Source organism: Methylomonas fluvii (assembly GCF_014850975.1).
GTDB lineage: Bacteria > Pseudomonadota > Gammaproteobacteria > Methylococcales > Methylomonadaceae > Methylomonas > Methylomonas fluvii.
The window spans coordinates 1,656,844-1,674,132 of sequence record NZ_JACXST010000002.1; the positions used below are offsets into that span (position 1 = coordinate 1,656,844).

A 17,289-nucleotide genomic window follows, 5' to 3' on the forward strand; every position below is an offset into this window, starting at 1 on the left:
GACTATAACCCCATACCTTTTAGGGAACAAGTACAAAATACTGTTTGTCAATTCATGGGTTTAGCCCCGGACTTGTTTGGCCTTGGGGCAACTACGCCAACGCCGTTTTCAACTATCAATCTGAGCATATGGACCATTACCCTAAAGCCGACTGGCACAGTCAAACGCCGGAAACCGTATTAACGCATTTTGGCGTAGAACTGGGGCAAGGCCTGCGTGGTGAAGACGCAGAAAAGCGCCTGGCGACACACGGCGCAAACCGTTTGACCTCCCGCCGCGGCAAAGGCCCACTGCTTTTGCTTCTGGCGCAATTTCATCAGCCTCTGATCTACATCCTACTGTTTTCGGCTGCCACCACCGCGTTCCTGGAGGAATGGACTGACAGTAGCGTCATCTTCGGTGTCGTCATTATCAATGCCGTGATCGGCTTCATCCAGGAGGCCAACGCCCTGAAAGCTATCAACGCGCTGGCCCAGACGTTGAACATCAGCAGCAACGTCCTCCGCGACGGCCAACGCCGCAGCATCGCCGCAGCCGAGCTAGTACCCGGCGATTTGGTATTCCTGCAATCCGGCGACAAGGTGCCGGCGGATTTGCGCCTGTTGCAAAGCCGCGAATTGAAAATCGATGAATCCGCACTCACCGGCGAATCGGTGCCGGTGGAAAAACAGGCACAGACTCTATCCTCGGCCACCTTATTGGCTGATCGCGCCAATATGGCGTATTCCTCAACGCTGGTCAGTTACGGCAGCGCGCTGGCCGTAGTGGTCAGCACCGGTGACCACACCGAAATCGGCCGCATCAACAAGTTGATCGGCAGCGCCGAACCGCTGGAAACGCCGCTAACCCTAAAAATGAGCCAGTTCAGCCAGTTGTTGCTCTGGGTCATCATCGGCTGTGCGGCGGTCACTTTTGCAGTTGGGGTCTGGCGCGGCGAAACCATGTTGGACATGTTCATGGCCTCCGTGGCGCTGGCAGTTGGCGCCATCCCGGAAGGCCTGCCTGCCGCGCTAACGATTACATTGGCGATTGGCGTCTCGCGCATGGCCAAACGCAACGCCATCATCCGCAAACTGCCGGCCGTGGAAACCCTGGGCAGCACCACGGTGATTTGCTCCGACAAGACCGGCACGTTGACGCAAAACCAAATGACCGTGCAATTCGTGCAGGCAGGCGGTGAAGTATTCGAAGTAAGCGGCAGCGGCTACACGCCGGACGGCGAATTTACCAGCCATAAACAAGCGGTCGACCCGACCAGCAAACCGGCACTATTGGAATGCTTAAAAGCCGGCCTACTGTGCAATGACGCCAGATTACTCGCCGACGCCGACAGCTGGCGTATCGAAGGGGATCCTACCGAAGCCGCCTTGTTGGTAGCCGCCCACAAAGCCGGTCTGCATCAAGCCAGCGTCAGTGGCCGCCATCCGCGCCTGGACGCCATTCCGTTCGAATCGGCATACCAATTCATGGCTACCCTGCATCACAACCTGGCCGAAGATGCCCGGCATATTTATTTAAAAGGTTCCCTGGAAAGCCTGTTACAGCGCTGCGACAAGGCCTTCTCCGCCGATATGCAATTGGTTCCGCTGGATAAAAACGGTCTTAACCAACAAGCCGAAGCCTTTGCCGCACAAGGCTTGAGAGTCCTGGCCTTTGCACGCGCAGAGCATGATGACGATGCCGTTGAACACCGCGAAGTAGGCGGCGGTCTGACCTTTCTGGGCTTGCAAGCCATGATCGATCCGCCCCGCCCGAGGCTGCCCGAGCCATTGCCGCCTGCTATAAGGCCGGCATCTCGGTGAAAATGATCACCGGCGACCACCCCGTCACCGCGCTGGCCATCGCCAAACAGCTGAATATGCGCCATACCGAACGAGTGATCAGCGGCGCCGACTTGCAACACTACAGCGAGTCCGACTATCGCAAACACGTCAAGGACTGCGATGTATTCGCCCGCATCGCGCCGGAGCAAAAGTTGCAATTGGTGCAAGCCTTGCAGGCCAACGGTCACGTGGTAGCCATGACCGGCGACGGTGTCAACGATGCGCCTGCGCTACGACAAGCCAACATCGGCGTGGCGATGGGCATGGGCGGCACTGAAGTCGCCAAGGAAGCGGCGGCTATGGTGCTGACCGACGACCACTTCGCCACCATCGAAGCCGCCGTCGAAGAAGGCCGCGGCGTGTTCGACAATCTGGTGAAATTCATCGCCTGGACCTTACCGACCAATCTCGGCGAGGGTTTGGTGATTACCGCCGCCGTATTCGCCAATGTAGCGTTGCCGATCCCCCCCTGCAAATCCTCTGGATCAATATGACTACCGCTGTGTTGCTGGGTTTAATGCTGGCTTTCGAACCTAAGGAACCGGGTTTGATGCTCCACAAACCACGGAATCCGAAGCAAGCAATCCTCACCAAACGCTTGATGTTTCGCATCTGTCTGGTCGGCCTGTTACTGCTGGCCGGCGCGTTTGGCTTGTTTGAGTGGGAATTATCGCAAAACGCCAGCTTAGCCAAGGCCCGCACCGTCGCTGTCAATGTGTTTGTATTTGGCGAATTGTTCTACCTATTCAACTGCCGCTCGCTAAATTACTCGATGTTCAAGGTAGGCGTATTTTCCAATTTATGGCTAATTTTTGGCGTCATCAGCATGATTTTGCTGCAACTACTGTTTACCTATTGGCCAACGATGCAGGCATTATTCGGCAGCGAGGCCATTGGTCAAGAAGAATGGCTGTTGATTTTGGGGGTTAGCTCAGTCATTTATGTAGCAATAGGCCTGGAAAAACTAATAGTCCGCCGCTTTGGCCGCCGGGGTTAATTCGGCGAAAGCATCCAGCGCCTTTAATAGCGTTTCCAAGCTTTTCAGGGACTGCTTCTCCGCGGCCTCTTGCGCTTCCAACTGCGCCTTGACAATGGCGCCATCTATCGCCACCGCAGCCGCATTCGCCAACTGCTGCCGGTTTGGGCCATCCGGCAACAATTCGGCAATCACCTGCACCATATCCTGTTTGTGCTGATGACAGATTTCCACCACATCGGGCAGCACGCCGCCCAATTCCGCGACGGTGTTGATAAACGCGCAGCCGCGATAAATCGGCTTGCGAAACCATTCCTCCATTGTGGCTACTAGCGGGATTAAGCCTCCGCCTGGCCGGCCACCGTGACGCTGTAAAGCGTCGCTAAACCAAGCCATCCAGCCTTCGTGCCGATAGGCCAAAAACGCCCGGATCAAGTCATTCTTACTGGGGAAATACCGGTAAAAGGTCACCTTCGTCACGCCTGACTCGGCAATTACTTTGTCGATGCCGGTGGCGCGGATGCCGTCGCGATAAAACAAATCGTGCGCGGCCAGTAATATCCGCTCTCGAGGCGGGCGGTCCGACAGCAGTGTGGTGGAATCAGAGATCATGTTTCGATTGTAGACAAGTCTGTCTACAATTGCTACCATCGCTACAAGTAGACAAATCTGTCTACTCAATTTTCCACCCTACTCAGGAGCACAAAGATGGACAGCAAACCGCCTCTACCGCCCTTTACCGCTGAAACCGCCGCACAAAAAGTCCGCATGGCAGAAGACGCCTGGAATAGTCGCGATCCGGATCGCGTCGTGCAGGTGTACACCGAAGACAGCCGCTGGCGCAATCGCGCTGAATTTCCGGTCGGCCGCGCCCAAATTCGTGAATTTTTAGAGCGCAAGTGGGCCAAGGAATTGGACTATCGCCTGATCAAGGAGTTGTGGGCTTATACCGACAACCGCATCGCGGTGCGCTTTGCCTATGAGTGGCATGACGATGTCGGCAACTGGTTTCGCAGTTACGGCAATGAGAATTGGGAATTTAACGAGTATGGGTTTATGCAGCGCCGCTTTGCCAGCATCAACGATATGCCGATTACCGCCGACGAACGCTTATTTCATTGGCCCTTGGGCCGGCGGCCGGACGATCACGCCGGTCTGACTGAATTGGGCTTGTAAAATTTGCCGGTAGGGGCGAATTTACTCGCCCCCTAAATAAAAAAGGGCGGATAAATCCGCCCTTATGATCAAGCCAAAAACTTATTAATGGCTGACGTCGACTTTGCCGCCTTTTTTCTGGCCGATGGCCGCCAGCATTGTGGTGAACCAGTCGGTTTCGATATCGAACGGTTTACCACCTTTGATGCGTGGAAACTCGATAGCGCGCAATACATTGCCGTTATCTTCGTCGTGGCCCATTACCCCGGATTCGCGGCGGAACGCACATTCCACTGCCAAGTCAGCGCATGATTTGATCAGACGCATGTCGTCGACGTTGGCGGCTGCGGCGCGGGCGAAATAACCGGATTTTTGCACCAAGGTTTTTTCCGCACCAATCATTTGCGCAAACTGCTCGCCAAACCATTTACCCGGGTTAACCGCATCCAATTTGATGTGACCGAACGCGTCGCGCGGCACTTCTTGGCCTTTGGCTTGCAGTTCGGCAACGATAGCTTCCACGCCAGCGCCTTCGGACACGAAGATATTCACGCAATCGACTTTGTCCATTACCGCACGTAACCGAGTCGCTTCAGCTTCTAAATCAATCGCCATTTCCGGTACGAAAACTGCGTGTACTTCATAAGACTCGCGGCTCAAGCCCAACTCAGGCAACCAGTCGGCTCGATCCAGCAATTTGCGATATTCCTGCGCTGTCGCGGCAGTCAACCAACCGCAGTTACGGCCCATCACTTCATGGACGATCAGCATGCGTGGGTTGGAATTGTTCTCGGCCACCACGTTCATGAAGTAACGCGCGCCTTGTTCGGCAGCAGTCCAGGCACCCAGCGATTGTTTGATCGGGAATACGTCGTTATCGACGGTTTTCGGCAGACCAATCACGGTCAAGCCGTAGTTGTTTTTGGCCAGAAATGCCGCCAGGTCCGCTGCGGCAGTATTGGTATCGTCACCGCCGATAGTGTGCAGAATGTCGACGCCGTCTTTAATTAACTGGTCGGCCGCGACTTTTTGCGGATCTTCGCCTTCTTTCACCAAACCGCGTTTCACGCAGTCTTTGATATTGGTCAGTTTGACGCGGCTGTTGCCGATCACTGAACCGCCGAAACGTTGCAGCAAACCGGCTTTTTTTCGGACTTCATCGGTCACGACATAGGAGTCACCCAGCAGCAGGCCTTTGTAGCCGCCGCGGTAGCAAATAATTTCGATGCTGGGATCAATTTCTGTGTAGCGTTCAATCAGGCTGCCGATAGCGGAGTTCAGGCAAGGCGCCAAACCGCCGGCCGTGAGGATTGCAACTTTTTTGGGTTTGTTCATGGGCGTTTCAAATAAAAAGTTAAGAAAAAAGTGATGGCTCGGCGTACCAACCATCAGCTATCGCCGCGTCTCAGCGCCGGCGTTGCGATCCCTTTTGCCGCAACACTCGCCAAAACGGTGCAAGCCGCGCGATTCTAACACAAGCTTTTCTTTTATCAGGCAATGTTCGATGATCGCTCAGCTCACCCAACTTAACCGGCTGCGCCACAAACACTACCGCAGCAAAATCCAGCGGCGCGGAGGCACGAATAAAAGCGGAATAGGTTAGCGGCTCGACATCGGTCGTAGTGATACTAACTTTGGTTAATTCGCCGCAGTCGCTTAGCGATAGCGACAAATAATCGCTGAGCCCGTGGTCGGCCTGTGTGAGCAACAAATCCTCAAGCGGCACCGCAAGTTTGCCTTGTTTGATACCTTGAGTGTGTTGATATGAGTTATCTGTCATCTGTTACCGCTCCGCACTGAACTAGCTAAATTGCGGTAGTAAGCTTATCGTCCTTGCAATTTACCGCCAGTGTACCAAGGTTCTAAACCAGCCTAGATCAAACACTTATGCGCTAAGCGGCCAGTAACCAATCATGCACTAGGCGACAAAACGCGTCCGGTTCCTCAACATATAACCAATGGCCGGTATCTGGAATTTTCGCGATATTGGCTTGCGGAAACACTGCATAAATCGCTTCTTCATCCAAGTATTTTGAATTGCCGCCGCCAATAAACAAAACCGGCCTGACGAACCGGCTGTCGCCGACATCCGGAAAACCGACGATGTGATGGGCATTTTTTTGAATAATATCCAGATTGATCCGCCAGTAGTAATTTCCGTCTTTCAGCAGCAGGTTTTGCAACAAAAACTGTCGGTAAGCTAAATCCGGAACCGCCTCGGCTAGCGCCTCTTCCGCTTGCTTTCGGTTGCCGATGCTATCCACCGGCAAACGGCTGAGAGCGTCTACAAGATCGTCAAAGCTATGCTGATAACTTACCGGGGCGATGTCCGCAACGATTAAACCAGCGACCCGCTGCGGATAATGCAAGGCAAACCACATCACTGCCTTGCCCCCCATGCTGTGCCCGAGTAAATGAGCACAGGGAATCTCGTGGCTATCCATAAAAGCCAACAAATCGGCGGCCATACTGGGATAATCCAGCACATCGGCATGCGGCGAGCTGCCGTGATTGCGCATATCCAACACATAAACATGCCGCTGCTCGGCCAGGCGTTTGGCCACCGAACGCCAGTTACGCGACGCAGCCAGAAAACCATGCACAATCAGTAATGGAGTGTCGCCGGGTTCGCCGAAACTATCGTAAGCCAGCTCGATGGTCGTCATCGTCACTGCTCTCAAGCTAAGCCGAAGATTGCGCCCAACACCCCGCCGAACACGCCACCCCATACCACCAGCCAACCCAAATGTTGCTTGATGATGGATTGCACCATTTCCTTGACCAATTGCGGCGTTAATTCGCTCAAACGTCTGTCGATCACCATTTCGATTTTGCCGGTCAAATCCTCACCAATCTTGTGCGCATTCAATCCTTGCTGCAAAGCGTGCTTAAACCGTTCGGACTCCACCATTTCCGATAAGGTGATGACATGGACTCCTCCTCACCCCTAGCGGTGTCACAATGCACCCGAAAATTTAAACGGGACAAAGAGGAGTCCGAAATGAATCGTAACGTAGTGGGTTTGGATATAGCAAAACAAGTGTTTCATCTGTTCATGATGCTCGAGGGCAAAGCGATCAAGCGGAAACTAAAGCGCTCGGAACTCCTGGAATTCATAGCTCAACTACCACCAAGCCTGATCGCGCTGGAAGCCTGCGGTGGTTCGCACCACTGGGCACGGTCGTTCCAAGCACTGGGTCATGAGGTCGTGCTATTGAACGCCCGTTACGTGAAAGCCTTCGTGGTGGGCAACAAAAACGATTTCAACGATGCCGAGGCGATCTTTACGGCGGCGCGGCAACCGAACAAACGTACGGTGGCCATTAAAAACATGGAACAACAAGACCTGGCCATGGTGCATGGCATTCGCCAAGGCAAAGTCGAGGAGCGTACGGCCTTGATCAATCAGATTCGCGGGCATTTGGCCGAGCGCGGGCTGGTGTTGCCGAAAAGTGCCCATCAGGTCAGAAAACAGTTGCCGTTGATGTTGGAAGATGCCGAGAAGCAACTGTCGACGCTCAGCCGCGCGCTGTTTGCCGAACAGTATCAAGCCCTGGTGGCGATTGATGAGGCCATCAAAACTATGGATCGGCAGATCGAAGCGCTGTGCCGGCAAAATGCCTTGAGCAAACGTCTGATTGCCATTCCGGGCATAGGCCCGCTCACCGCCACTTTGGCCGCCGCCGATGTGGGGGATGGCAAAGGTTATACGTCCAGTCGTGATTACGCCGCCAGTTTGGGCGTGGTGCCCAGACAGCATAGTAGCGGCGACCGCCAAGTCTTGCTCGGCATCAGCAAACGGGGTAATCGGCGCTTGCGCACCTTGTTGATCCACGGCGCCCGGGCGGTATTGAAATACTGCGGCGACAAGAGCGACCCGTTGAGCCGCTGGCTACAAGCCTTAATCGAACGGCGAGGCTTCAACAAGGCCGCCGTGGCCTTAGCTAACAAGAATGCCCGGATTATCTGGGCACTGGCCACTGGCTCTGGCGAATATGCGGCCCAAGTGGCTTGATTGAGTGATGTCCGAGTTGCCCACCCTTTGCCCAACGCCTCCACACGAGAGAAGGGTTCCGGCGTCGGGCAAAGCGTGGACAACTCTCAATCCGGTGATGCAAACGCTATAAACGAGTTCAACAGATTGCGGAGGCAAGTCACTCAAAAGTGATGACATTCAACAGGTCAGACCGGTGCTTTTAAATCCCGTTTAGCGCATAGGTTCTTTAGAAACCGTTAAGGTGTTAGTGGAAAAAGCGCGCGGATAGATTCATCAGGGTCCGAAGGTCAATCAAGCACCTTCATCAAGAGACCGAATATATGGCTGCAATCTCGATCTCTGTTGGAAACATTATTTTTGGGAATCTTGGCTGGCAATTGGGGAGGAGTCCATATATGCGCTAAGCGGCCAGTAACCAATCATGCACTAGGCGACAAAACGCGTCCGGTTCCTCAACATATAACCAATGGCCGGTATCTGGAATTTTCGCGATATTGGCTTGCGGAAACACTGCATAAATCGCTTCTTCATCCAAGTATTTTGAATTGCCGCCGCCAATAAACAAAACCGGCCTGACGAACCGGCTGTCGCCGACATCCGGAAAACCGACGATGTGATGGGCATTTTTTTGAATAATATCCAGATTGATCCGCCAGTAGTAATTTCCGTCTTTCAGCAGCAGGTTTTGCAACAAAAACTGTCGGTAAGCTAAATCCGGAACCGCCTCGGCTAGCGCCTCTTCCGCTTGCTTTCGGTTGCCGATGCTATCCACCGGCAAACGGCTGAGAGCGTCTACAAGATCGTCAAAGCTATGCTGATAACTTACCGGGGCGATGTCCGCAACGATTAAACCAGCGACCCGCTGCGGATAATGCAAGGCAAACCACATCACTGCCTTGCCCCCCATGCTGTGCCCGAGTAAATGAGCACAGGGAATCTCGTGGCTATCCATAAAAGCCAACAAATCGGCGGCCATACTGGGATAATCCAGCACATCGGCATGCGGCGAGCTGCCGTGATTGCGCATATCCAACACATAAACATGCCGCTGCTCGGCCAGGCGTTTGGCCACCGAACGCCAGTTACGCGACGCAGCCAGAAAACCATGCACAATCAGTAATGGAGTGTCGCCGGGTTCGCCGAAACTATCGTAAGCCAGCTCGATGGTCGTCATCGTCACTGCTCTCAAGCTAAGCCGAAGATTGCGCCCAACACCCCGCCGAACACGCCACCCCATACCACCAGCCAACCCAAATGTTGCTTGATGATGGATTGCACCATTTCCTTGACCAATTGCGGCGTTAATTCGCTCAAACGTCTGTCGATCACCATTTCGATTTTGCCGGTCAAATCCTCACCAATCTTGTGCGCATTCAATCCTTGCTGCAAAGCGTGCTTAAACCGTTCGGACTCCACCATTTCCGATAAGGTGTGCTGCATTTTTTCGGTAAAGGGTTGTTTTAGCGGCAATAACGCCTCTTCGCCGCCCATCATCAACAACATGCCACCGAACGAAGAAGCCATAATGGAAGATACCAAGCCTTCGTAAACCTTGTCGTAATCGACAGCGCTTAACAAAGACTGCAAATTCAACACCTTTCCGCCCTGCTGTTCCTCTGTTTCGATGAACTGTTCGATATTTTCCACCGTGAAAAATTGCTGCATCATCAAGGCCTTGATCGATGCCTTAAACTCTTCGAAACGCGCAGGGATAATCCCCGAACCATATAAAAACGGCACCTTTTCGAACAGCATATGGATAGCCAACCAGTTAGTAATTGCTCCGGAAAATGCAAAAAAACCGATCGCTTTCAGTGTTTCCGGATAAAACGGGCTGACATAGCCCGCAGCGATAATCAGCAGGGAGATAAAGTTGGTTAAAAAGCTTTGATTTAGTAATTTTTTCATTATTTTGTTAAGTAACATACGAACAGCAAATTTTGCCAAACACTGTTGCCGTAGGCCAGCATAAATTGGGACTAAATATGAACATTACTATTTCTCCGAATCATAACGGTGAACCCGATAGCCAAATTCGATTTGCAACCGGAATGTGTCCGTTGGGCTGGCTGCTAGTGGCTGTTAAACCAACCGGCGTTTGCGCAATCGCCTTGGGCGATGCTCCGGACAATTTAACCACAGCCTTCCAGGATAAATATCCTGAAGCGGAATTTATAGACGGCTCCCCCGAATTCGAACGCATTTTCGCCGCATTGCGAAAATTTATCGACATACCGGAGCAAGGACTGGAGCTGACATTGGATACAGGCGGAACGCCGTTCCAACAGCGCGTTTGGCAGGCATTAGGGGAAATCCCTGTCGGCGCCACCGCTAGTTACAGCGAGATTGCCCGGCGTATAGGTTCGCCGAATTCGGCGCGTGCGGTGGCAAGCGCTTGCGCCGCCAATCCTGTGGCCATAGCAATACCATGCCACCGGGTATTAAGGATTGACGGGAAATTATCCGGCTATCGCTGGGGCTTGGAACGCAAAGCAGCGTTATTGCGCAGGGAGTTGCTTTACAAAAAGCAAATAATCGAAATCGGATGATAAAACCATAATCCGGAAATTCGCGGCCCACGCCGATGAAAACCCATTTATTCAAGGCCCACTAAATGGCTTGGCAACGTTCCGCAATCATTCTGCCGATGGGAAGTGCTGAAGTCGCGGCCGGTGAAGGCGCATTGCAGACGTGCAGCATGCGCTCGGTCTGCTTAAACAGAAAATCGTGGACGGCCTGGCCTTCATCGGTAACAACCTGAGCACGGATACCCGCCCGGAACGGCAATAAATCTTCAACGCTTAACGACGGGCAATATTTGCGGCATTTCCGAAGGTAAGCCCGTTTGCTCAACGATGTCACCAACTCTTGCAGCGCGTGGTGGCGGTAGCGATAAATCAATTTCCAGAACCCGGGAAATCTTAAAAAATCTGCGCAATCTCGCCGGGAAAACGATAACTTGGGATAGCCTTCTCGGGCGAAACCAATCACCGCGTTCGGCCCCACAGTCACGCTCCCATCTATCATACGGGTCAAGTGGATGCCCAGGAACGGCAGCGCCGGGTCGGGCGCCGGATAAATGAGGTGGTTGACGACCGCGTTTTTGGCTTGCGGCAATTGAAAATATTCGCCGCGGAAGGGCACGATACGAAAATCAACATCCAAGCCTGCCAAACGGGCCAAGCGGTCGGCTTGCAAACCGCCGCAGACGATCAATTGGCCTGCGCGAAAGAGCTCACCGCCGCCCCCGACTTCAACGTAATGAGCACTCTCCTCAATGTGATCCACCTGTAAACCGTAACGCACCAGAGCACCGCCTTGCACCACTTGCTCGGCCATTTTACGGCACACCAAGCCGTAATCGACAATCGCTGTTTCCCGGCTATACAAGGCAGCAACCCCACGAATATTTGGCTCACTGCGTGCAAGCTGAGCTCCGTCGAGGCGTTCCAATTGCAACCCGTTAGCAACCGCGCGGTCGTAAAGTGTATTGATCCGTTCGTGTTCCACGTCATCAGTCGCTACGATCAGCTTGCCGCATTCGTCGTAGGGAATCCCATTCGAGCGGCAAAAAACCTTGGTCGCCACCAAACCCTCCCTACACAGACGCGCCTTCAGGCTCCCCGGCTCATAGTAAATACCTGCGTGTATGACGCCGCTGTTGTGCCCGGTCTGATGTCGGCCGGGCATCCCCTCTTTTTCCAACAACGCAATGCGAGCGTCTGGATGGCGTTCTTGCAGCGTCAGTGCAGTTGCGAAACCGACGATACCGCCGCCTACAATACAAAAATCAAAAAACGTCGTCATGTAGCTCCAGCAAAAAATGCCGCTCGAGAACGGCGCAAGCATCGGCAAGCGAACATATCACCACAGTCGGCCGCGCACTATCGGCATCCTCACCGAGCAATAGCGTCACGCCCACCCCCGCGGCTTTTGCGGCGGCGATATCGGATTCCTTATCGCCCAAAAGCAGGGATCGCGCCAGATCCAAGCCGAGTTCGTCGCGAGCCCGCAACATCATCCCTGGATTGGGTTTGCGCTCGAAAGATTCGCACTTGTATTCGCCCACGCCGTGCTCTGGATGAAACGGACAAAAATACACCGCTGCCAGAGGTGCACCTTCGGCCGCGAAGCGCTCGCTCATCCACGCCGTAAGCTCATGAAATTGCGCTTCCGTATAAAAGCCCCGTCCGATACCGGCCTGATTGGTCACCACCACCAGCACCAAGCCCAACCTGGTTGCCAGGCGGCATAGGTCGAAAATGCCGTCAACGAATTCGAAATCTTCGATACGGTGGACATAATTTTTTTCGACATTGATGACCCCGTCGCGATCTAGGAATAATGCGGGTTTAGCGTAAGTTTTCGTCATAGAACGGCTAACCCATCAAACAAACGGTTTCAGCAAACCGTGAGCGGCCAGTTGCCGGCCCAAAAACCATATCCATAAAGATAAGCGCCAACGCAACGGCAAACCTTTATCTAAAAAAATAAAACGTGTGATATAGCGAGCGACACCCACCATTCCATGAGGCACTGAACTCGGAACACAATCATCCAAAGTGGCCGGCACTGTTTCCTTCTGATTCACTTCAGATAATGCTCTAGCACTATTTGCCCGCATGGTGATTAACGACAAGAAATCACCATCATCTGCAAATCTTCCTCGCTGCCGGTAGGTATCATCCATAGGCGCCTTTCCTGCCCGATAATGCATATGCTCGAATATAAGTTCAGGTAAATAGCGAATACGTTTAAGGCCCAGTTTCTCCAAACGCTTAAAAATATCCATAAGGTGATAATCGATGAAGGCGCCTTTATATACCATTGGAAAAGGCTCTTGTAAAATCTCGCAAGTTTTTCGGGAAAGAATAGGGAATGTGCAAAGATTTCCTTTCTTAAATAAATCGTTTCCATAGGCCAGATAGATACGATCCGGAATACTGTCATGTAATTGGCGTATTATGCTATCCCAACCACAGGTACGAATAATCATATCGTCGTTGGCAAGAACGATAATATCTCCACGAGCCATTTCATAACACGCGGTATTGTATGCGCCCATGGTTGCCCTAGGTCCTATAATACGTTTAATCGTTAACCCGGGGCATTCCATCGAGTGGCTAGCAAAATCATCCTCGTCCAGGTAAACAATAACTTCCACATATTCCGGATACTCGCTATTCTCGAGAACGCTTTGTAAAAAGTCGTTCGCGCGTTGCAAGCGGCCGCGGCTAGGTAATAGTAGGGAAATCAACGCATTTTTCATAACGCCTCGATACCATCTAATTTTTCAAGAAATCCAGCCGAGCTTGAATATGCCATTAAACAAAATTTAAAGTTGACGATCAGATATTCCTCACTTTCCAATTAGAGATTGGATATTCCGTTTTTCCATAAACTAAGGTAGCTTTAGCGCGCAACAATATTTGCACCAAAAGACTTTGCCTTTCGGCAAAATAAACTGAATCATAACAGCCTTAGTTTGACAACACGAGTTGGAATTTGGAATTGTAACTGAATCCTGTATACGGCCAGACTTGAAAACAGATCGCACTTTCTATAGCCAATACCCAATAAAAGCAACCAGATTGATCCCCAACATCAAATATGGACAAATCAAAAACCGAGAGATTGTAAAAAAATCCACCTGCCTTTGCGAAGCCGTTGTTGGAACGCAACCTGTTGGATTGTAATCAGTTTAGACAATTTCGATACTCTTATTGCGAAGGCACTTTCGAAGTACCCTCGGGATTTTGGCTACAGCCTGAATTGGGCAGCAAGAAAAGCGAGGATATCCTTGACAACATATACCTCCCGTAGACGCCTACAGTCGTCAAGAGTAGGACAATAGTCAAAATGTAATTGATCCAGATCGTCGTGGCGGTCCATCGGGAGCCTCCGGTAAAACGGAATGTCACCTCATGGTACCCAGGAGTCAATTCTAAGGCCTTAAAGGCAATATTGGCCGGAAGAATTGGCGCGGCATGACCATCGATCTGAGCTTGCCAGCCTGGATGCAGGCTGTCCAAATAAATCAGGAATCTGTTTGAACCTGCGGGTATCTCAATACTGGCTATCAGTTGGTTGCTACTGAAACGGCGAATTGCAATTACGTCCGCAGAAATGGCAGATGGTGAAGTTGGCATCGCGTCGTACCGCCTTGGATCACTAATCTGGACGACTGGCGTTTCGTACAGAGTCGCCGCAGTATTCACGATATGTCTCGCCTGGGCGTCGTTATCTGTGAGAACCGGTTTACGGGCTAAATAAAGTTTTGGCGTTTCACAGCCAATTGCGGCCATTAGCGCAGTATCGTTTACTACGCTTCCAAGTGTGAAATATTCCTGCGGAGACTGCCCGTCCGTTACGGCAAGACGTGTCCGGATAAGAGAATCAAATGGCGTACTTATCATGTCCACGCGGTGAACAGGAAAACACAGGTCGAGCGACAAGCTTCCATATCCCAAGCTGTTGCGAGCCCCCCATACCTCCATCAGGGATAACCGGTGAATGATGTCCTGCTCAATTTCTCTTCGGCGTATCGGGCTATAAAGCAAGGGACGCACATCGTAGGCGTGACGAAGAGACTGCCAGTGCCTAAACCAATTTGGCGTCATGGCCGGAGCGCGCCACTCCAGCATGAACTTATAACTCATCATTTCCAGCAAAACGCAAACCAGAAGACAGGGGCCCAGTATATCGCGTGCAATGAGCTCAGTCCCAAGCCCAAATGCCACCAGGACAAACAGAAGAAGGATAGCCCACTGCAAGTAGTGAAAGGCGAAAGGTATATCCAGATTGGAATCGGTCGCATAAGCATACCGCCATCCGTGCGTAGCATCGATCATTACAAAAGCGGTACCCAATACAACAGTGAGCGCTGTAAGGGTTAACGTGTTGCGGTTGCGTATGGAGATGCTTTCCAGATAATGATCAATACCAAATCCCGAAGCAACGATAAGCAGAATCTTCGCGACCGGCGTGACAAATCCGATGTGGCGGAACTTATCCATCGCCGGAAAAAACCTATAGGCAATTTCCGCCACTTCCCCCGAGGAGCCTAGAGAAAATAGCAGTACCAACCCTGCTAAAAGCATGAACACCCCAAAGACCTTTGTTCTTGCGTGTACCAGTGCAAATATCAAGAACAGTACGGTGAACAGACCGCAGTAGGCAATAAAAGCAAATCGAACCGGCGCAGCATAGATGAACTCCATAAATTTCACGGGTGATACATATCCCCCATAAGTCAAGAAGATATCTAGCCCGACAGACCCGTTGGCCTGCCGCAGGGAAGTGAAGCTTTGCATGCCGTCGATTACATGCCGGGCAAATTGAACGTTCGTAAAAGCGATGACCAGCGCTACGCAGACGATTACCTGCCCTCCTGGACTGGGAAGCGCGAAGCGTAGAAGTGACGGTATTTGAGGCCGGAATAGAAGCAGCCAGATACAGACGAATGCGCCCAGCGTGGCCGCAATGAATATCTGCGTATAAAAAAGACCGCCCAGGGTCATCACAATCAGCGCAAATGCTAAGTGTTCCAAGCCTTCACCACGCAGATACCGCGCGGTGTGATACAACATCAATGGATACAGATAAATCAGGTGGAAGTTCCAATGAATCTGCGTCCCCCAAGAAACCGACAGCACGCCAGTGATGCCAATGATGATAGGGGTGATGCGGCGCCTATGGAAAAGTGAGGACAGTTGGTACAGGCCATAGATCAGCAGAGTTTCTTCGAGATAAAGTCCGAACCGAAACAGTAATAGAGTGTCAGTGACGGTAAAGAGTTTTCCCAAAAAAGCTGCCGCATAAAAGGCCGGCGTGAACGTGAATGCATAGGCAAAATCCGCTGTGACGCCCTGACTGGTATATGGTAACCAAAGAGGAAACTCATCCGAGAGTAAAAATTCGCGATAGACTGTACCAAACATCTGGAAGTTAATCATCGTGTCATGAGCCAATGGCAGATTGGCTGCTGCAACAGCCCAAAATAGGCAGGCATGCAGACTCAGAATGATGACTAGGTCAGAAGGCAAGTAGTTGCCTACAAGATTTTTCGGAGTGCTTTCAGTCACGAATTACTACCGCTTCCACCTGACCGTTGAAAAAATAGCGGCCGCAATAATTTCATTTGCGCGTTCAGTCGTATGGGCGAAATCCAGAAACACCTCACTTTGTCTACTATCAAGAATACTTCTCAAATCTACCGATATAATTCCATTGGCATTCAATGCATCACTCTGGTTAGCAAACTTGTCGATGCTGTGCGTATATACAAACTCCATTCCTGGTGGGGTCAACAAGAAGTTATCAATAAGAAATTGCTCGTGTTTAGTGCGAGATTTAAGAGAAAAGATGGACGGTTGAAGAAAATGATAAAAATCAGCTCCCGACGTTTTGCTGTATTGATGCGCTAACCAAATATTATTGGCAAAATTCTCGCTTGCCTTAATCGCCCTTGCGTTTACCTCTTCGGCATTACGCGTATTTAGAGGAGGCGACTTCTGTTTGATATATTTGAGCAGTTCGGCAAAGTGTATTAATTTTAATTTCTCTAAAACCGGCAATATTCGTGACTCAAGGACACCCGGTTTTTCTGAATTCCGTAGAGTATTTATATTGAGACCATATTCATAATCGTTGTATACGTTATATATAATATCGCAGCCACCATCGAAAAATATTACGATATCACCTTCTTTTAGCGTTGTTTCGTGCAAGAAAAGAAGTTGCTGCTTGGTGTTCATTGATGAAGCACCGTAATTGACGACCTTATATTTAGTAGTAAGTTCGTTGATCTTGCGCTGCACAATACTTGGGATAGTGTATTCGTCCGGCACTTCCTGCGAATATATTGTGGACGCGCCATAAATGTACACAGTATTTGTCGCGTCGTCCGGGATAAACGCAGTCCGGCGGTGCCCGTCAATCACATTGATATACTTACCTTCAAAATTTACTAATCTACGGACTTTATCATCAAATTTTGCTTTTTCTCCGTTAGAGGATTCATGAATGAATTCCGCGCTAAAGTAAGGCGAATCAGAATATGCCGGTGGTTTTTTTGCCCGGAAAACCCACCTGGACTCATATACCGGCAGTTTTTTTATAATCAGCTGGCTACATATTTCTATTAAATAGGTCGTAACTATAAGAGTCACAAGGACAATTATCAAATTAGATATTTTGTCGAATTTCACAGCCACCAACACTTCCTCTAGTAAGGTTTGTTATTGTTCTTAAAGGGTTTGAGTCCAATCATGCCTATAAGCAACGTCCTCAACCTTATCGGTTAATCCGGTGTTTCCAGTCTCTGTGCTTAATACCCG

At 51.2% G+C, this 17,289-nt stretch carries 18 protein-coding genes; 6 read left to right on the forward strand and 12 right to left on the reverse strand.

All coding sequences use genetic code 11. The annotated features are described in order from the left end of the window. Positions 1–128 precede the first annotated feature (128 nt). Genes EBB_RS25965 through EBB_RS25975 form a run of 3 tightly spaced genes read left to right on the forward strand, consistent with a single transcriptional unit; the run spans position 129 to position 2,820 of the window. Positions 129–1,802, forward strand: a complete 1,674-nt coding sequence (locus EBB_RS25965; protein ID WP_225587478.1) for an HAD-IC family P-type ATPase — start codon at positions 129–131, stop codon at positions 1,800–1,802. A 2-nt stretch (positions 1,803–1,804) separates the two neighbouring features. After that, on the forward strand, positions 1,805–2,317 hold the full coding sequence (locus tag EBB_RS25970) for an HAD-IC family P-type ATPase (RefSeq protein WP_225587566.1): 513 nt from the start codon (positions 1,805–1,807) through the stop codon (positions 2,315–2,317). Next, entirely contained in the window at positions 2,314–2,820 is a 507-nt protein-coding gene (locus EBB_RS25975) for a cation transporting ATPase C-terminal domain-containing protein (protein WP_225587479.1), read from the forward strand. Before EBB_RS25970 ends, EBB_RS25975 begins: the two co-directional genes overlap by 4 nt. Here EBB_RS25975 and EBB_RS17105 read toward each other — a convergent pair. Continuing rightward, entirely contained in the window at positions 2,788–3,411 is a 624-nt protein-coding gene (locus EBB_RS17105) for a TetR/AcrR family transcriptional regulator (protein WP_192394909.1), read from the reverse strand. The two genes, EBB_RS25975 and EBB_RS17105, sit on opposite strands and share 33 nt — an antisense overlap. A gap of 96 nt (positions 3,412–3,507) precedes the next feature. Between EBB_RS17105 and EBB_RS17110 the strand changes: the two genes are divergently transcribed. Further along, a complete protein-coding gene (locus EBB_RS17110; RefSeq protein ID WP_192394910.1) occupies positions 3,508–3,975 on the forward strand; it encodes a nuclear transport factor 2 family protein in 468 nt (155 codons plus the stop codon). Between the two features lie 84 nt (positions 3,976–4,059). Here EBB_RS17110 and EBB_RS17115 read toward each other — a convergent pair whose 3' ends face one another. From EBB_RS17115 to EBB_RS17130, 4 genes are all read right to left on the reverse strand, one after another. Then, positions 4,060–5,289, reverse strand: coding sequence for a pyrophosphate--fructose-6-phosphate 1-phosphotransferase (locus tag EBB_RS17115; protein WP_192394911.1), 1,230 nt, complete (start codon positions 5,287–5,289; stop codon positions 4,060–4,062). A gap of 70 nt (positions 5,290–5,359) precedes the next feature. Then, positions 5,360–5,734 (reverse strand): hypothetical protein, encoded by a 375-nt coding sequence (locus tag EBB_RS17120; RefSeq protein ID WP_192394912.1) that lies wholly within the window; start codon positions 5,732–5,734, stop codon positions 5,360–5,362. A 112-nt stretch (positions 5,735–5,846) separates the two neighbouring features. Beyond that, complete coding sequence (locus EBB_RS17125; protein ID WP_192394913.1) at positions 5,847–6,620, reverse strand: alpha/beta fold hydrolase; 774 nt, start codon at positions 6,618–6,620, stop codon at positions 5,847–5,849. Positions 6,621–6,631: 11 nt separating this feature from the next. Beyond that, positions 6,632–6,865, reverse strand: a complete 234-nt coding sequence (locus tag EBB_RS17130) for a hypothetical protein (RefSeq protein ID WP_306790015.1) — start codon at positions 6,863–6,865, stop codon at positions 6,632–6,634. A gap of 90 nt (positions 6,866–6,955) precedes the next feature. Here EBB_RS17130 and EBB_RS17135 point away from each other — a divergent pair, with 90 nt between their 5' ends. Further along, a complete protein-coding gene (locus EBB_RS17135) occupies positions 6,956–7,969 on the forward strand; it encodes an IS110 family RNA-guided transposase (protein WP_192392543.1) in 1,014 nt (337 codons plus the stop codon). 382 nt (positions 7,970–8,351) lie between these two features. Here EBB_RS17135 and EBB_RS17140 read toward each other — a convergent pair whose 3' ends face one another. Next, the gene (locus EBB_RS17140) at positions 8,352–9,125 is read right to left on the reverse strand and encodes an alpha/beta fold hydrolase (RefSeq protein ID WP_192394913.1); all 774 of its coding nucleotides are present in this window, start codon (positions 9,123–9,125) and stop codon (positions 8,352–8,354) included. A gap of 11 nt (positions 9,126–9,136) precedes the next feature. Next, a complete protein-coding gene (locus tag EBB_RS17145; RefSeq protein WP_192394914.1) occupies positions 9,137–9,859 on the reverse strand; it encodes a DUF445 domain-containing protein in 723 nt (240 codons plus the stop codon). A gap of 77 nt (positions 9,860–9,936) precedes the next feature. Between EBB_RS17145 and EBB_RS17150 the strand changes: the two genes are divergently transcribed. Then, positions 9,937–10,500 carry a methylated-DNA--[protein]-cysteine S-methyltransferase gene (locus EBB_RS17150; RefSeq protein ID WP_192394915.1) on the forward strand — a complete coding sequence of 188 codons (564 nt, stop codon included), beginning with the start codon at positions 9,937–9,939 and terminating at the stop codon, positions 10,498–10,500. 61 nt (positions 10,501–10,561) lie between these two features. On the opposite strand, the gene lhgD is transcribed toward EBB_RS17150, so the two are convergent. The 5 genes from lhgD to EBB_RS17175 all read right to left on the reverse strand — a co-directional run bounded on the left by lhgD (position 10,562) and on the right by EBB_RS17175 (position 17,166). Next, entirely contained in the window at positions 10,562–11,758 is a 1,197-nt protein-coding gene (gene lhgD / locus EBB_RS17155; RefSeq protein ID WP_192394916.1) for an L-2-hydroxyglutarate dehydrogenase, read from the reverse strand. Next, positions 11,742–12,323, reverse strand: coding sequence for a D-glycero-alpha-D-manno-heptose-1,7-bisphosphate 7-phosphatase (locus EBB_RS17160; RefSeq protein WP_192394917.1), 582 nt, complete (start codon positions 12,321–12,323; stop codon positions 11,742–11,744). Before EBB_RS17160 ends, lhgD begins: the two co-directional genes overlap by 17 nt. 15 nt (positions 12,324–12,338) lie before the next feature. Then, the gene (locus EBB_RS17165) at positions 12,339–13,220 is read right to left on the reverse strand and encodes a glycosyltransferase family 2 protein (protein ID WP_192394918.1); all 882 of its coding nucleotides are present in this window, start codon (positions 13,218–13,220) and stop codon (positions 12,339–12,341) included. 451 nt (positions 13,221–13,671) lie between these two features. Beyond that, positions 13,672–16,035 carry a hypothetical protein gene (locus tag EBB_RS17170; RefSeq protein ID WP_192394919.1) on the reverse strand — a complete coding sequence of 788 codons (2,364 nt, stop codon included), beginning with the start codon at positions 16,033–16,035 and terminating at the stop codon, positions 13,672–13,674. Positions 16,036–16,041: 6 nt separating this feature from the next. Further along, positions 16,042–17,166: a hypothetical protein gene (locus tag EBB_RS17175; RefSeq protein ID WP_192394920.1), complete on the reverse strand. Its 1,125-nt coding sequence runs from the start codon at positions 17,164–17,166 to the stop codon at positions 16,042–16,044. Positions 17,167–17,289: the final 123 nt, after the last annotated feature.

What these genes read in the sequence shown, in the direction of transcription:
- EBB_RS17120 (WP_192394912.1), bottom strand. Translation starts at nt 5,734, where the DNA reads ATGACAGATAACTCATATCAACACACTCAAGGTATCAAACAAGGCAAA.
- EBB_RS25965 (WP_225587478.1), top strand. Translation starts at nt 129, where the DNA reads ATGGACCATTACCCTAAAGCCGACTGGCACAGTCAAACGCCGGAAACC.
- EBB_RS17160 (WP_192394917.1), bottom strand. Translation starts at nt 12,323, where the DNA reads ATGACGAAAACTTACGCTAAACCCGCATTATTCCTAGATCGCGACGGG.
- EBB_RS17135 (WP_192392543.1), top strand. Translation starts at nt 6,956, where the DNA reads ATGAATCGTAACGTAGTGGGTTTGGATATAGCAAAACAAGTGTTTCAT.
- EBB_RS17125 (WP_192394913.1), bottom strand. Translation starts at nt 6,620, where the DNA reads ATGACGACCATCGAGCTGGCTTACGATAGTTTCGGCGAACCCGGCGAC.
- EBB_RS17140 (WP_192394913.1), bottom strand. Translation starts at nt 9,125, where the DNA reads ATGACGACCATCGAGCTGGCTTACGATAGTTTCGGCGAACCCGGCGAC.
- lhgD (WP_192394916.1), bottom strand. Translation starts at nt 11,758, where the DNA reads ATGACGACGTTTTTTGATTTTTGTATTGTAGGCGGCGGTATCGTCGGT.
- EBB_RS17115 (WP_192394911.1), bottom strand. Translation starts at nt 5,289, where the DNA reads ATGAACAAACCCAAAAAAGTTGCAATCCTCACGGCCGGCGGTTTGGCG.
- EBB_RS17105 (WP_192394909.1), bottom strand. Translation starts at nt 3,411, where the DNA reads ATGATCTCTGATTCCACCACACTGCTGTCGGACCGCCCGCCTCGAGAG.
- EBB_RS17145 (WP_192394914.1), bottom strand. Translation starts at nt 9,859, where the DNA reads ATGAAAAAATTACTAAATCAAAGCTTTTTAACCAACTTTATCTCCCTG.
- EBB_RS17150 (WP_192394915.1), top strand. Translation starts at nt 9,937, where the DNA reads ATGAACATTACTATTTCTCCGAATCATAACGGTGAACCCGATAGCCAA.
- EBB_RS17110 (WP_192394910.1), top strand. Translation starts at nt 3,508, where the DNA reads ATGGACAGCAAACCGCCTCTACCGCCCTTTACCGCTGAAACCGCCGCA.
- EBB_RS25975 (WP_225587479.1), top strand. Translation starts at nt 2,314, where the DNA reads ATGACTACCGCTGTGTTGCTGGGTTTAATGCTGGCTTTCGAACCTAAG.
- EBB_RS17165 (WP_192394918.1), bottom strand. Translation starts at nt 13,220, where the DNA reads ATGAAAAATGCGTTGATTTCCCTACTATTACCTAGCCGCGGCCGCTTG.
- EBB_RS17130 (WP_306790015.1), bottom strand. Translation starts at nt 6,865, where the DNA reads ATGGTGGAGTCCGAACGGTTTAAGCACGCTTTGCAGCAAGGATTGAAT.
- EBB_RS25970 (WP_225587566.1), top strand. Translation starts at nt 1,805, where the DNA reads ATGATCACCGGCGACCACCCCGTCACCGCGCTGGCCATCGCCAAACAG.